The following is a 14,829-nucleotide window of genomic DNA, read 5'->3' on the forward strand; positions in this document are numbered from 1 at the left end:
TCAGAAATCCACCGTGGCAGACAGCAGCAGCGTGCGCGGATAACCGGGCGAGATCGCACCATAAGAGGCGACGCCAGACCAGTACTCACGGTCGAATACGTTCTGCACCGTCGCCCGGAACGTCGTCGGGCGCCCGTCGATACGGGTGGTGTAGCGGCCACCGACATCGAAGCGGGTCCAGGCGTCGAGCTCCTGGGTGTTGGCCTGGTTGATGTACTGGCTGGCGGTGTAGATGGTGCCACCGGTCAGGGTGAAGCCTGCCAGCCACGGTGTATCCCACTCGCCCCACAGGTTGGCCTGCAGTTCAGGCACGCCCACCGGCTTGTTGCCTTTGTTGGCGGCGGTGGCCGTGTCGGTCAGCTTGCCGTCCATCGCGGTCACGCCGCCCATCAGGCGCACACCCGGGCTGACTTCGCCGAACATGCTCAGCTCGACGCCACGGTTACGCTGCTCTGCCTGTACCGAGAACTGGTTGCCGGCACCCAGCTCGCCGCTGGGTTTCTCGATCTGGAACAGCGCCAAGGTGGTCATGAAGCTGTCGCGTTCGAACTTTACGCCCAGCTCATGCTGTTTGCTGGTGTAGGGCGCGAAGGCTTCGCCGGCGTTGGCGGCCGTGGCCGGCGCGATGTCGCCCTTGCTCAGCCCCTCGACGTAGTTGTAGTAGAACGAGACGTTCTCCCACGGCTTGACCACCACCCCGACCACCGGCGTGGTGGCGCTGTCGTCGTAGCGCGACGACACCGCGCCGGCCGCGTTGTAGTTGCGCGATTCGATGTCCTGCCGACGCACGCCCAGGGTCAGCTGCAGCCGGTCATCGAGCACTGCCAGGGTGTCGGTCACGGCCAGGCCGCTCAGCTCGGACTCGGAAATGCGCAAGACCTTCGGTGCATTGATGTGCTGCTTGGGCACATCGACCGGGTGGTAGATGTTCGACAGGATCGCCGTGCCGTTGTTGATGCCGCGGGACATCTCGTCCTGATAACGGGTGGCCATGACCGTCACGGTGTGGTTGACCGGGCCCGTTTCGAACAGGCTGCGCAGGCCCACATCAGCGGTGGAGCGGTCGACGTTGAACTTGTAGTAACCGGGGATATTGCTGGTATCGCCGGCCGCATTGAGGATTCTCGGCACCTGGTCGGACATCCGTTTTACATCGGCCTTGCCGCCGCCGGCATGGGCAAACACGGTCAAGGAGTCATTCAGGTCGTACTCGCCGCCGAGCAACGCGGATTGCTCACGGGTGTTGGACCAGCCCCAGTCCTGGGGCAGGTTGGTACGGCCATTGGCGGCCGACGGCACGTCGATGCCCGGTGCCACGGTGAAGGGCCGCGAGGCGGCATCCCATTTTTCTTTCTGGCTGATGAAATCGAGGTTCAGGCGCAGGCGCTCGCCTTTGTAGTCCAGGGCGATGGCGCCGATATCCAGGGCACGCTGCTGGTTGTCGATGGCGGTGTCACCCTGGGCAATGCTGCCGTTGAAACGCACGCCCCACTGTTTGTCCTCGCCGAAGCGGCGACTGATGTCGAGGTGGCCACCGGCCTGGCTGTCCGAGCTGTAGCTGGCGGTGAAGCGCGTCAGGTCCTCGGCCAGGGCGCGCTTGGGCACGATGTTGATCACGCCGCCGACACCGCTGTTGGGCGAGATGCCATACATCAGGGCGCCGGGCCCCTTGAGTACCTCGACGCGCTCGGCGTACTCGGTGAATACCCGGTAGTTGGGCGCAACGCCGTAGACACCATCAAAGGCCAGCTCACCCAGGTTGCCCTCGCCCACCGGAAAGCCACGGATGAAGAACGAGTCGACAATGCCGCCGGTCTGCCCGGTAGAGCGCACCGACGGGTCGCGCTCCAGCGCATCGGCCACGGTCACCGTCTGCAGGTCGGCCAGGGTCTTGGCGGTGTAGCTGGTAACGCTGAAGGGGGTGTCCATCACGTCCTTGTTGCCCAGCATCCCCAGCCGGCCGCCGCGGGCCACCTGGCCGCCGGCAAAGGCTTCCGGCAAGCTGTCGTGGCGCAGGCTGTTGGCTTCGATGTTGGTGGCGGCGAGTGTCAGGCCATCGCCTTGCTGCGCCAGCTTGACCAGGGTGTAGTTGCCGTTGCCCAGGGCCACCAGCTCAAGGCCGCTGCCGGCCAGCAAGCGGGCGGCACCGTCCTGTAGCGAGTAGCTGCCGTTGAGACCTGCGCTGTGCAAGCCGTCGGTCAGCGCCGGCTCGAACGACAAGGCGATCTGCGAGGCCACGGCAAAGCTGGACAGCACGCGGCCCAGCGGGCCGGGGCTGATGGCGTAGGCCTGGGTGGCCACGACGCTTTCAGGTTGCGCGAGTGCCACCTGGGTGCCTGCGGCACCGGCCACCAGGGCCAGGCTCATCAAGGCGTTACGGACTGCGGTGGCGAGCGCACGCTCGGCGTGGGGACGGCTTGCAACAGGCATGACAGGAGGGTCCTTGTTACCGGATAAGGAGAGGGTTCACTCCTGTTGCCAATCGAGGCAGGGAAAAGTATCAGCTTGGGTTGAATAAATTTTCCGGGGTGGTTTGAAGCACATTCCTTTGTGTGTTGGAGGCCCCTGGGCATGACCGGAGGTTTGCGCCGCCTGTGAGATCGAGCGCCGCCCGCACGGCGCATCGCTGGCAAGCCAGCTCCCACAATTGTTTCGGGCCAGTCTTTCCTGTGCCATTACCTGGTCCGCCTTGTTGGTACGACGCGGTATTGAGGTGGGCACCAATGGCGCTTCAGCTGTCTTGAGACATGCACCAAGGCGGGCAGCGGTACCTTCACAGGCATAATTGTCCCGAAACAAACGGTGGGAGCGGGTTTACCCGCGAAGCGCCGCGCGGGCGGCGCTCGATCTTGAGAGCGCTGCAGATCTATCGCCATGCACTTGGTGGCCCACTTGCGATTTTAAGACAGGCCCTTGGTCGTCATACCGCCGGCCCTGGGTAATCAGGATTGGGTAATGGCCACCAAGTGTATGGCGGGAGACTGGGTGAAGGCCACCAGGTGCCTGCCGGTGTCTTTGCAGCGCCTATGAGATCGAGCGCCGCCCACGCGGCGCTTCGCGGGTAAACCCGCTCCCACCGTTTGTTTCGGGCCAGTCTCTCCTGTGCCATTACCTGGTCCGCCTTGTTGGCACGACGCGGTATTGAGGTGGGCACCAATGGCGCTTCAGCTGTCTTGAGACTTGCTCCAAGACCAGCGTAAATCGCACAAGCCTGGTCACTCAGGCTCGAACACCTTAACTGCCCGCGCATCCACCGCCTTTGGCAACAAACCTTCGCGATAGAACGCATCGGCAATGCGCTGCTGCTCGTCAAGGTTGTCGAGCCTGACCGGTTGCACGTCGTAGCTGCGCCGAGCATTGGCCTTCTGCACCGTGGCGCTGTCCAGGTTGCCCCACAGCGGCCCGAGGATGCGCGCCGCCGCTTGCGGGTTGGCCTTGGTCCAGACGCCGGCCTCGCGCAGGGCCAGGTACACCTGCTGCAGCACCTGCGGATGGGCCTCGGCGTAGTCGCTGCCGGCCAGGTAGTAGCGCTGGTAGCTGGCCAGCTCGCGGCCGTCGACGAGGATGCGCGCGTTCTGCTGGCGCTGGGCGCTGGCCACATACGGGTCCCAGGTGACCCAGGCATCGACCTTGTGGTTCTCGAAGGCGGCGCGGCCGTCGGCAGGGATCAGGTACGCCGGGCTGATGTCCTTGAAGCTCAACCCCGCCTTGGCCAAGGCCTGGATCAGCAGGTAATGGCTGCCGGCGGCCTTGGTCACCGCCACGCGCTTGCCCTTGAGGTCGGCAAGGGTCTTGAGCGGCGAGTCAGCCGGCACCAGGATCGCCTGGGCCGTGGGTGACGCGGTTTCGCGGGCGAAGTAGGTGAGCTTGGCACCAGCGGCCTGGGTGAAAACCGGTACGGTGTCGGCGACATCCGCCGACAGGTCGACGTTGCCCAGGTTGAGCGCCTCCAGCAATGGCAAGCCACTGGGAAACTCATGCCAGCTGACGCGGATACCCTCGGCCTGCAGGCGCTGCTCGAGGGTACCGCGAGCCTTGAGCAGGGACAGCAGGGTCGAGGACTTCTGGTAGCCGATGCGCAGGGTCTGTTCGGCACTGGCCAGGCTTGGCAGCAAGGCGCTGGCCAGCAGCGCCAGGGCCAGCCGGCGTATGGGTTGCAAAGGCATGGGATCTCCTGATCAGGGTTGCGCGGCCAGGTTGGCGGCAGGAATGGTGAAGCCACGGGCGAAGGTCGGCGCCACATCGAGGCGTTTGTTCATCAAGCCGTGGGCCTGGTAGAAATCGGCGGTGTCCTGCTGCTCGGCCACCGTCTGTGGGTCGATCACCTGCCAGCGCAGCTGACGCCGCTCGAACTGCAGGCGCGCGGCGTCCTGGGGGAAGCCGATGATCGCCGCCAGGGTCTGCGAATAGCTGTCCAGATGCTGGTAGGCCCAGACCTGCGCCCCGGCCAGGCGGTTGAGGTAGTCCTGCAGCGCGGCATGCCGTGCCGGGTCGTCCAGCGCCTGGTCGGTGGCGGCAAGGAAACTGTTGCCACTGGACAGGCCACGCCCGTTCACCAGCACCCTGCCCTGCCCGCTCAGCTCGGCCAGCGCAGTGTAGGGTTCCCAGGTCGACCAGGCGTCCACCGAACCGTTGGCCAGGGCGATCTTGGCGTCCACCGGGCCAAGGAAACGAAACTCCACGTCCTGCTCGCTCAGGCCCGCCTGGTCCAGTGCCTTGAGCGCCAGGTGATGGCCAATCGAGCCGCGCCCGGTGGCGATGCGCTTGCCCTTGAGGTCGGCGGCGCTTTGCAGTGGCGCGTCAGGGCGCACCAGCAGCGCGGTGCCGTAAGGGTCGGACTTGTCCACGGCGATGGCCTTGACCGGCGCCCCCGACGCCAGCACGAACAGCAGCGGTGCATCGCCGATGATGCCAGCATCGATCGCCCCGGCGTTCAGTGCCTCGGCCAGCGGCGCGGCAGCGGGGAATTCGGCCCAGCGGATGTCGTAGGGCAGGTCCCGCAAGGCGTCGGCGGCCTCCAGCTGGGCGCGCATATTGCCCTTCTGGTCGCCGATACGCAGGGTCAGGCGCTCGCTGGCGCTGGCCTGGCCGGCCAACAGCAGGGCCGCGGCGAGGGTCAGCAGGTGGGAACGAATGGACATGGCACTCCTCGGTGTGATGGCGGGCGAAGGCGCACGCCCTGTAGCGGCGACTTTAACGAGGAATTTCAGATAAATTAAATTGATTTTAGGAATAACCTAATATGCAAATTCACCGAATGACCTGTAGGAGCGGGCTTGTGCCGCGAAAGGGCCGCACAGCGGCCCCGGCGATTTTTGTTGCGAAGCTGAAAACTGGGGCCGCTTCGCGCCCCTATCGCGGCACAAGGCCGCTCCTACAGGAATCTGTGGCATTACATAGAACCAAGATTATGCTAATACCTTATTTTTTCCGTTCTCTTGCGTGAGCGCCGAATATGAAAATCGATGATATGGACGCCTTCGTCGCGGTCATTCGTTGCCAGTCGACCAACCTCGCCGCCGAGGCCCTGCAATTGACCCAACCGGCCATCACCCGCCGGGTGCAGAACTTCGAGGAAGACCTCGGCGCCACCCTGCTCGACCGCAACACCAAGCCCCTCAAGCCCACCCCCATGGGCTTGCGAGTGTATGAGCAGTGCAAGGCTATCCTGCGCGAGATCGATTCGTTGAGAGAGCTGGTAGCCAACGATGGCGCGCCCTCGGGCACCCTGCGCCTGGGCGTGCCGCAGACCCTCGGCGATGTGGTGCTGCTCGACGCCCTGGCGCAGATCCGCGAGGCCTATCCGCCCTTGCGCACCCAAGTCAGCAGCGGCTGGGGCAGCAGCCTGATCGCCCGTATGGAGAATGGCGAGCTGGATGCCGCCGCCGCACTGTTCCCGCCTGGCAAGATCTTCCCCGAAGGCATCGCCAGCCAGTCGATCGCGCGCATGCCGCTGAAGGTGGTGGCAGCCAAGGGCAGCGCCGCCAAGCGCAGCTACAAGCTCAAGGACTGCTATACCCGCGGCTGGGTGCTCAACCCCGATGGCTGTGGCTTTCGCGCCGGGCTGCAACGGGCACTGAGCGAACAGGGGCTGAGCCTGTCGATCAACCTGGAAACGTTCGGCACCGAGCTGCAACTGGGCCTGGTGGCCAGTGGGCAAGGGTTGGGGCTGGTGCCCGAACCGCTGCTGCTAGCCAGCCGCCACCGCGATGCGCTCGACGTGCTCAACGTCACTGACTTCAAGCCGCAGGTGGATCTGTGGCTGTTCCACCCGCGCTACCTGGGGAATCTGCAGGGGCCGGTGGAATTGTTTGGTGAAGTGGCAGGGCATCGGTTGTTGGGCTGAGATCACAGGGAGCGCATTGCAATCCCCCTGTGGGAGCCGGCTTGCCGGCGATGCAATGCCGGGCACCGGCTTCGCCGGTGATCGCCGGCAAGCCGGCTCCCACAGAGGGATCATCATAAAATGCACTAAGCGCATAACAACAAATAATCTAAATTCTAAAAACAAATAATTAGCATAGAACCAAAAAGACTTTTACAGCGCTCATCCATACGAATACGGTCTTAAGCAACCTACCGTCATTCAGGGATGAACCCCCATGAGTCACCCTTCCGACAGCGCCCTTGCCGAGCTCACCCAGGCCCTGGCGGCCAATGCCGAACGCTACGATCGCAGTGCGCAGTTCCCCCATGACAACTTCGCGCTGCTGCAGGGCCACGGCCTGCTCGCCCTTACCGTGCCGCGCACCCTGGGTGGCGGTGGCGCCGACCTTGCCACTGCGCGCCGGGTGATCGGCGCGGTCGGCAAGGGCGACCCGGCCACCGCGTTGATCCTGGTGATGCAGTACCTGCAGCATTTCCGCCTGCAGGACGAGGCCCGCTGGCCCGAGCACCTGCGCCAGCAGGTCGCCCGCGATGCGGTGCAGCACGGCGCGCTGATCAATGCCTTGCGCGTCGAACCCGAGCTTGGCACCCCAGCCCGCGGCGGCTTGCCCGCCACCATCGCCCGGCGCACCGCCGAAGGCTGGCGCTTGAGCGGGCGCAAGATCTACTCCACCGGCAGCCACGGCCTGACCTGGTACCTGGTGTGGGGCCGCAGCGACGACAGCGACCCGCTGGTCGGCGGCTTCCTGGTGCACCGCGACACCCCCGGCATCCGCATCATCGACGACTGGGACCACCTGGGCATGCGCGCCACCTGCAGCCACGAAGTGCGCTTCGACGACGTGCTGATTCCCCTCGACCATGCCGTCAGCGTCAGCCCGGCCAGCGCGCCACGGGCCGAACTCGACGGCGAAGGGCTGCTGTGGATGGCAGTGCTGCTGCCGGCGGTGTACGACGGCGTGGCCCGGGCCGCCCGCGACTGGCTGGTGGGCTTTCTCGGCCAGCGCACGCCGTCCAACCTCGGTGCGCCGCTGGCCAGCCTGCCGCGCTTTCAGGACGTGCTCGGGCGCATCGACACCCTGTTGTTCGCCAACCAGAGCCTGCTCGACTCGGCCGCCGCCGGGCACGTCGACCCGCGCCATGCCGGGCAGATCAAGCACCTGGTCAGCGCCAATGCCATCCAGGCCGTGGAGCTGGCCATCGAGGCTGCCGGCAACCCCGGCCTGTCGCGACGCAACCCGCTGGAACGGCACTACCGCGATGTGCTGTGCAGCCGCATCCACACCCCACAGGACGACGTGGTATTCGGCCAGGTCGGCCGCACCGCACTGACGCAGGTATCCTCATGAGCCATTCGATCATCGCCAGCCAGCTCGACGCCCAGGCCAACCAGTACCTGCGCGATCACCTGGCCGACCACGAAGTCCTCGACATCGCCCCCGGCCAGTTGGCGCTCGACGCGCCCGCCGATGTGTTCATCCTGCGCCCGGTCAACGTGCGCGGGCAGCGGGTCGACAACCCGCCAGCGGGCTGGCCGTGGAACTTGAAGTGGGTGCAACTGGTGTCGTCGGGCATCGACTTCTATCCCGACTGGGTGTTCCAGGGGCCACCGGTCACCAGCGGCAAGGGCGCCAACGCCGAGCAAGTGGCCGAGTTCGCCCTGGCCCTGGTGTTCGCCGCCGCCAAGCAACTGCCCGGGCTGTGGGTCAAGGATGCCGACTGGCGCTTGACCCCGCTAGCCCCGGTGCGTAGCCGCACCCTGGGCATCCTCGGCTTTGGCAGCATTGGCCAGAGCCTGGCGCGCAAGGCCGTAGCGCTGGGCATGCAGGTGCTGGCCCTGAGCCGTCCCGGCCAGGCCATCGCCGAGGTGCCGGGGGTTCAGCGCGCCGACAGCCTGCAGCAATTGTTCGCCGGCAGCGACCACCTGGTGCTGGCCGCCCCGCTCACCGACGCCACCCGCGGGCTGATCGATCGCCAGGTACTGGCTCATGCCCGCCCCGGCCTGCACCTGATCAACATTGCCCGTGGCGGCCTGCTCGATCAGCAGGCGCTGCTGCAAGCCCTGGACAGCGGCCTGGTCGGCCGCGCCAGCCTCGACGTCACCGAGCCCGAGCCACTGCCCGTCGACCACCCGCTGTACCACCACCCGCAGGTATTCCTGTCACCGCACACCTCGGCCATTTCCACGGACGGCTACCCAGCCTTCCTCGACGCCTTCATCGCCAACTTCCACCGCTACCGCGAGCAGGCGCCCCTGGCCAACCTGGTCGACACCGCACGCGGCTACTGATTACCGGAGCACACAGCATGAGTTCACTGTCCGCCGTCACCACGCCATCCGTACGCCAGCGCGTCAGTGCCGAAGAATGGGAGGTGCGGGTCAAGCTGGCCGCCGCCTACCGCCTGGCCGCGCTGTTTCGCTGGACCGACCACATCTACACGCACTTCTCGGCCCGCGTGCCGGGGCCGCACGAGCATTTCCTGATCAATGCCTTTGGCCTTTTGTTCGATGAAATTACCGCCTCCAACCTGGTCAAGGTGGATGTCGATGGCACGATCATCGACGACCCGCTGGGGCTGGGCATCAACCAGGCCGGCTATGTGATCCACAGCGCCATCCATCGCGCCCGCCCCGACCTCAAGGCCGTGCTGCACACCCACACCCGCGATGGCGCGGCGGTGTCCGCCCAGCGCGACGGCCTGTTGCCGATTTCCCAGCACGGCCTGGCCTACTACAGCCGGGTCGTTTACCACGACTACGAAGGCGTGGCCCTGGACCTGGATGAGCAGACGCGGCTGGTGGCCAACCTGGGTGACAGCAACATCCTCATCCTGCGCAACCATGGCTTGCTCACCGGTGGCATCAGCGTCGAGCACGCCTTCCGCGAGCTGCACGGGCTGGAGCGCGCCTGCAACATCCAGGTGGCGGCCCAGGCCGGCGGCAACGACCAGCTGCTGCACGCCTCGCCGGCAGCGATTGCCAAGGTGCATGAGCAGTCGAAGCGGTTTTCCGATGGCCAGGGCGAAGGCATCCAGCGGCATTGGGATGCGCTGATTCGCCAGTTGGATCGGGAGGGGCGGGATTACCAGGACTGACTGAGATCCTGCGCCGGCCTCTTCGCGGGTAAACCCGCTCCCACAGGGACCTCACAGCTCTGGCCAGCAGCGCCGTACCTGTGGGAGCGGGTTTACCCGCGAAAGGGCCGGCACAAGCAACCCAAACTCCACTGAAGGACCACCCCATGCCCTCACTGCACCGCCTGTTCGCCATCGGCTCACTGGCCCTGGCATTGTCCGCCTGCTCCCCCGCCGACAACACCGTCGCCAGCAAAACCCTCAACATCGCCTTCTGGGGCGACAACACCACCCTGGTCAGCGTCGACCCCTTCCAGGTCTACTGGCTCGAGCACCGCGTGCTGCTGCGCAACGTCGCCGAATCGCTGACCGACCAGGACCCGGACACCGGCCGCATCATCCCCTGGTTGGCGAAAAGCTGGGAGGTCGGCAGCGATGCCCTGAGCTACACCTTCCACCTGCGCCAGGACGTCACCTTCAGCAACGGCGAGCGCTTCGACGCCCACGCCGTGAAAACTGCCTTCGACAGCAACAAGGCCTTCGCCACGCAGCTGCCGGCCACCTTCGGCGCCACCTACCTGGCCGGCTACGACCATGCCGAAGTGCTCGATGACTTCACCGTGCGCCTGGTGCTGGCAAAACCCAACGCAGGCTTCCTGCAGGCCACCTCCACCACCAACCTGGCAGTCCTCGCCCCGGCCTCGTACAAGCTCACCGCCCAGGAACGCTCACTGGGCAAGATCATCGGCACCGGCCCGTTCGTGCTCGAGCACTACACCCCGGAAGTCGGTGCCCGCCTGGTCAAGCGCGCCGACTACGCCTGGGCCTCGGCCAACGTGCGCAACCCGGGCGCGGCCCACCTGGATGCCGTCGAGATCAGCTACATCCCCGAGGAAAGCGTGCGCAACGGTCTGTTCCTGCAGGGCAAGGCCGATGTGCTGTGGCCGCGCAACCCGTTCTCCGAGGTCGACCTCAAGCTGTTCCAGTCCAAGGGCGCGACCATCCAGAGCCGCTCGCTGCCGGGCCCGGCGCTGAACCTCTACCCCAACACCCGCAACGACCGCCTGCTGGGCGACCGCCAGGTGCGCCTGGCGCTGCAGAAGGCCATCGACCGCACCAGCTATGCGCACACCGTGTACAACGCCCAGTTCCCCGTGGTGAGCGGGGTCTACGACGTGACCACGCCGTACTTCAAACAGCAAGCCGCCAAACTCGCCTACGACCCCAAGGGCGCCGAGCAACTGCTCGAAGCCGCCGGCTGGCACAAGGGTGAAGACGGCTACCGGCACAAGAACGGCCAGCGCCTGACCCTGCGCTACAACCTCACCCCGGCCGAGAGCGCCGGTGACGTGCTGGTACAGGACCAACTGCGCAAGGTCGGCATCGACCTCAAACTCAACGTGCTGACCCGCGCCGAATGGGTGGCCGGCAACGCCTCGGGCAACTACGACCTGACCTCCACCTACATGACCCGCGCCGACCCGATCATCCTGCAGACCATCCTCGACCCGCGCGCCGCCAATAGCGCCACCCTGGCCACCAACAGCTACGAGCCACACACCCTGCCCAAGGTCCAGGCGCTGTTCGACAGCGGCATCACCGCCACCGCCGACGCCCAGCGCGCCAAGGCCTATGGCCAGTTGCAGGACCTGCTGCTCGACGAGGCCGCCGCCTTCCCGCTGTACGAACGGGTCTGGCAGGCCGCCACCGCACCACGGGTCAAGGACTTCCGCTGGACCGCCGAAGGCTTCGCCTTCTTGAGTGACATCCAGGTCGCACAGCCATGAAACGCTACCTGATCGGCCGCATCGGCCAGGCGCTGCTGGTGTTGTGGGGCGCCTATACCATCACCTACTTCATCCTCTACCTGCTGCCGGGCGACACCCTGGCAATCATGCTCAGCGCCTCGGGCATGGAGGCCGACGGCCTGTCGCCCGACGACCTGGCCAAGGCCCGCGCCTACTATGGGCTGGACAAGGGCTTGTTCGAGCAGTACTTCGACCTGCTCTGGCGCGCCGTGCACGGCGACCTTGGGCAGTCGCTGTCGCTGGGCCGGCCGGTCACCGCGCTGCTGGCCGAGCGTCTGCCGCAGACCCTGGCACTGGCGGGCCTGGCCATCGTCCTGTCGTTGCTGGGCGGCGTGGGCCTGGCGTACCTCACCGCCTACCTGCAATGGCGCCCGCTCAAGAGCGCGCTCGCCCGTCTGCCGTCACTGGGCTTTTCAGTGCCGGTGTTCTGGATGGGCCTGCTGCTGATCCAGGTGTTCGCCTTCGGCCTGGGCTGGTTCCCGGCCACCGGCAGCCAGGGTTTTGCCAGCCTGGTGCTGCCGGCGGTGACCTTGGCCATCCCCAGCGCCGCGGTGTACGCCCAGGTACTGCAACGGGGCTTCCAGGGCGTGTGGCAGGAGCCGTACATCGCCACCGCCTTTGCCAAGGGCCTGAGCCGCGCCCAGGTGCAGGCCCGCCACGGCCTGCGCAACGCGGCGCTGCCGCTGCTCACGCTGGTCGGCCTGCAGGTGGGCAACACGGTGTCCGGCGCGGTGCTGGTGGAGACCATCTTCTCGCGCAACGGCGTCGGTCGCCTCGCCCAGGAAGCGGTGCTGCGCCAGGACATCCCGGTGGTGCTGGCCATCGTCGCGGTGTCGGCCGCCGCCTTCGTGGTGGTGAACCTGATCGTCGATCTGCTTTACCCGTACCTCGACCCCCGCATCACCCATACCGCCAAGGTGAGCTGACATGACCACCGATACTCGCCTCTATCCTTCAGTGCCTGCAACGGCTCCACTGGAGTGGAAACGCCGCAGCCGCTGGCAGCGTCTGCATGAGGGTCTGGTCCCCTTGCTGCGCCGCCCCGGTTTCAGCCTGGCTCTGCTGGTGGTGCTGTTCGCCCTGCTGGCCGCCCTGGCCCCGCAACTGCTGAGCAACTTCGACCCCTACGCCACCTCCCCCGCCGACAAGCTCAGCGCGCCGAGCCTTGTGCATTGGTTCGGCACCGACGAGCTGGGCCGCGACCTCTATACCCGGGTGGTGTACGGCGCGCGCTTGAGCGTGCAGGCCGCGCTGCTGGCGGTGGCCATCGCCCTGGCCGGCGGCCTGGGCCTGGGCGTGCTGGCCGGCTTCGCTGGCGGGCGCCTGGACGCTGCGCTGATGCGCCTGATCGACGTGTTGCTGGCCCTGCCCGGCCTGCTGCTGGCCCTGGCCATCGTCACCGCGATCGGCTTTGGCACCGTGCCGGTAGCCATCGCCGTAGGCGTGGGCATCATCCCCGGCTTTGCCCGTACCACCCGCGCCGAGGTGCTGCGCATCAAGACCCTGCCCTATGTCGAGGCCGCACGCCTGGGCGGCGCCAGCTGGGCGCGCACGCTGCTGCGTCATGTGCTGCCCAACGCCTGGGGCCCGGTGGCGGTGCTCGCCACCCTCGACTTCGGCGCGGCCATCCTCGCCACCGCTGGCCTGAGCTTCCTCGGCTTCGGCGCCGCGCCACCGGCGGCGGAATGGGGCACGCTGATCGCCAACGGCCGCCATTTCCTCATCACCGCCCCGTGGGTGTCCCTGTTACCGGGGCTGTTCGTGGTGGCCGTGGTGTTCAGCCTCAACCACCTGGCGCGCAGCGTCGAGGAGCATGCCCGATGAGCCAGCCCGCGTTGATCGAAGTCAGCGAGCTCAGTGTCAGCTACCGTTTTGCCGGGCAACGGACTCAGGCCGTGCAAGGGCTGTCGTTCAGCCTGAAGCAGGGCGAGACCCTGGCTATCGTCGGTGAGTCCGGCTCGGGCAAGTCGACCCTGGCCAACGCCCTGCTCGGCCTGCTGCCGGGCAATGCCCGGATCGACCAGGGCCAGTTGCGGGTCGCCGGGGTCGATGTGGCCCAGGCCGGCGAGCGGGCCCGGCGCCAGTTGCGTGGGCGCACCGTCGGCCTGGTGCCGCAGGACCCGATGGTCAGCCTCAATCCCACCCAGCGCATCGGCCGGCAGATCGGCGAAGCGCTGCTGCTGGCCCGAGGTGTGCGGCGCTATCCCGGGCTGGACGCCGATGTGCAGGACCTGTTGGCCCAGGTCGGCCTGGACGACCCGGCCTTGCGCGCCCGCCAATACCCCCACGAGCTGTCCGGCGGCATGCGCCAGCGGGTGCTGATCGCCATCGCCCTGGCCGGCGAGCCGCGCCTGATCATCGCCGACGAACCCACCAGCGCGCTGGACGTGACGGTGCAGCGGCGCATCCTCGACCACCTGCAACGACTGGTGGCCGAGCGCGGCATCTCGCTGCTGATCATCACCCACGACTTAGGCATGGCCTGCGACCGCGCCGACCGCCTGCTGGTGATGAAACAAGGAAGGCTGGTGGAGCATGCCTCGCCCCGCCAGGTGCTGTGGGGTACCGCGCATCCCTACACCCGCGACCTGCTCGCCGCCGCCCCCGCCTTCGTGCCGCGCCAGCGGCCAGACGCAAGCCACGGCCAGGCGCCGCTGCTGCGCCTGAGCAATGTCGCCAAGCGCTTTGCACTGCCGGGCAAGGACGCCCCGTTCACCGCCCTGCACGACCTGAGCCTGGAGGTGAAGGCCGGGCAGACCCTGGCCATCGTCGGCGAATCCGGCTCGGGCAAGAGCACCGCGCTGCGCATCGCATTGGGGCTGGAAAAGCCCAGTGCCGGCAGCGTCGAGTTCGCAGGCCAAGACGTCACTGCACACAGCTGGCGACAGTTCAGGCCCCTGCGCCGGCGTATCCAACTGGTGCAGCAGAACCCCTTCGCCGCCCTCGACCCACGCTTCACGGTGTTCGACAGCATCGTCGAACCGCTGGTGGCGTTCGGTCTGCTCAAGGGTGAGGCGCTGGAGCAAAAGGCCCGCGAGCTGATCGGCCGGGTACAGTTGCCGGTGCATTTTCTCGACCGCCTGCCCAAGGAGTTGTCCGGTGGCCAGCGCCAGCGGGTAGCGATTGCCCGGGCGCTGGCACTGGAGCCAGAGGTGTTGCTGCTCGACGAGCCGGTGAGCGCGCTGGATGTGTCGGTGCAAGCGCAGATCCTGGCGCTGCTCGATGAGCTGCAGCGCACGCTTGGGATCGCCTATGTGCTGGTGTCCCATGACCTGGCGGTGGTGGCCAGCATGGCCGACCAGGTGCTGGTGCTGCGGCGCGGGCAGGTGGTGGAACAAGGGCCGGCGCTGGAGGTGCTGAGCCGGCCGGCCAGTGCCTATACCCGGGAGTTGATTGCAGCAATACCGGGGCATTCGCGCAGTGTGTTGCCGGTGGCGGTGTAGGTGAGCCGGGCCGGCAGGAAATTACTGTGGGAGCGGGGGGGGGGGGGGGGGGGGGGGGGGGGGGGGGGGGGGGGGGGGGGGAAAAACGCAACACCACCCCAACACAACAAAAAAAA

11 protein-coding genes are annotated in these 14,829 nt (G+C 66.8%); 8 read left to right on the top strand and 3 right to left on the bottom strand.

Going from position 1 to position 14,829, the window contains the following annotated elements; all coding sequences use genetic code 11:
• The 3 genes from ACO6VM_RS16855 to ACO6VM_RS16865 form a co-directional block, all read right to left on the bottom strand.
• Positions 1–2,430 (bottom strand): TonB-dependent siderophore receptor, encoded by a 2,430-nt coding sequence (locus tag ACO6VM_RS16855; RefSeq protein ID WP_401060568.1) that lies wholly within the window; start codon positions 2,428–2,430, stop codon positions 1–3.
• 785 nt (positions 2,431–3,215) lie between these two features.
• Positions 3,216–4,166, bottom strand: coding sequence for an aliphatic sulfonate ABC transporter substrate-binding protein (locus tag ACO6VM_RS16860; RefSeq protein ID WP_401060566.1), 951 nt, complete (start codon positions 4,164–4,166; stop codon positions 3,216–3,218).
• A gap of 12 nt (positions 4,167–4,178) precedes the next feature.
• Positions 4,179–5,141, bottom strand: a complete 963-nt coding sequence (locus ACO6VM_RS16865) for an ABC transporter substrate-binding protein (protein WP_401060564.1) — start codon at positions 5,139–5,141, stop codon at positions 4,179–4,181.
• A 314-nt stretch (positions 5,142–5,455) separates the two neighbouring features.
• On the opposite strand from ACO6VM_RS16865, the gene ACO6VM_RS16870 reads away from it, so the two are divergent.
• The 8 genes from ACO6VM_RS16870 (at position 5,456) to ACO6VM_RS16905 (ending at position 14,713) form a co-directional block, all read left to right on the top strand.
• Entirely contained in the window at positions 5,456–6,346 is an 891-nt protein-coding gene (locus ACO6VM_RS16870) for a LysR family transcriptional regulator (RefSeq protein ID WP_401060563.1), read from the top strand.
• Positions 6,347–6,602: 256 nt separating this feature from the next.
• Positions 6,603–7,736 (top strand): acyl-CoA dehydrogenase family protein, encoded by a 1,134-nt coding sequence (locus ACO6VM_RS16875; RefSeq protein WP_401060561.1) that lies wholly within the window; start codon positions 6,603–6,605, stop codon positions 7,734–7,736.
• Positions 7,733–8,677: a D-isomer specific 2-hydroxyacid dehydrogenase family protein gene (locus tag ACO6VM_RS16880; protein WP_401060559.1), complete on the top strand. Its 945-nt coding sequence runs from the start codon at positions 7,733–7,735 to the stop codon at positions 8,675–8,677. The genes ACO6VM_RS16875 and ACO6VM_RS16880 overlap by 4 nt, the downstream gene beginning before the upstream one ends.
• 17 nt (positions 8,678–8,694) lie before the next feature.
• Positions 8,695–9,483 (top strand): class II aldolase/adducin family protein, encoded by a 789-nt coding sequence (locus ACO6VM_RS16885; protein ID WP_401060557.1) that lies wholly within the window; start codon positions 8,695–8,697, stop codon positions 9,481–9,483.
• A 146-nt stretch (positions 9,484–9,629) separates the two neighbouring features.
• Positions 9,630–11,249 carry an ABC transporter substrate-binding protein gene (locus tag ACO6VM_RS16890; RefSeq protein WP_422403553.1) on the top strand — a complete coding sequence of 540 codons (1,620 nt, stop codon included), beginning with the start codon at positions 9,630–9,632 and terminating at the stop codon, positions 11,247–11,249.
• On the top strand, positions 11,246–12,196 hold the full coding sequence (locus tag ACO6VM_RS16895) for an ABC transporter permease (RefSeq protein ID WP_422403554.1): 951 nt from the start codon (positions 11,246–11,248) through the stop codon (positions 12,194–12,196). The genes ACO6VM_RS16890 and ACO6VM_RS16895 overlap by 4 nt, the downstream gene beginning before the upstream one ends.
• A gap of 1 nt (position 12,197) precedes the next feature.
• Complete coding sequence (locus tag ACO6VM_RS16900) at positions 12,198–13,094, top strand: ABC transporter permease (protein ID WP_401060551.1); 897 nt, start codon at positions 12,198–12,200, stop codon at positions 13,092–13,094.
• Entirely contained in the window at positions 13,091–14,713 is a 1,623-nt protein-coding gene (locus tag ACO6VM_RS16905) for a dipeptide ABC transporter ATP-binding protein (protein ID WP_422403555.1), read from the top strand. The genes ACO6VM_RS16900 and ACO6VM_RS16905 overlap by 4 nt, the downstream gene beginning before the upstream one ends.
• The last annotated feature ends 116 nt before the right edge of the window (positions 14,714–14,829 follow it).

The sequence above is a fragment of the Pseudomonas sp. GZD-209 genome, assembly GCF_049310485.1.
GTDB classification, from domain to species: Bacteria; Pseudomonadota; Gammaproteobacteria; order Pseudomonadales; family Pseudomonadaceae; genus Aquipseudomonas; species Aquipseudomonas sichuanensis.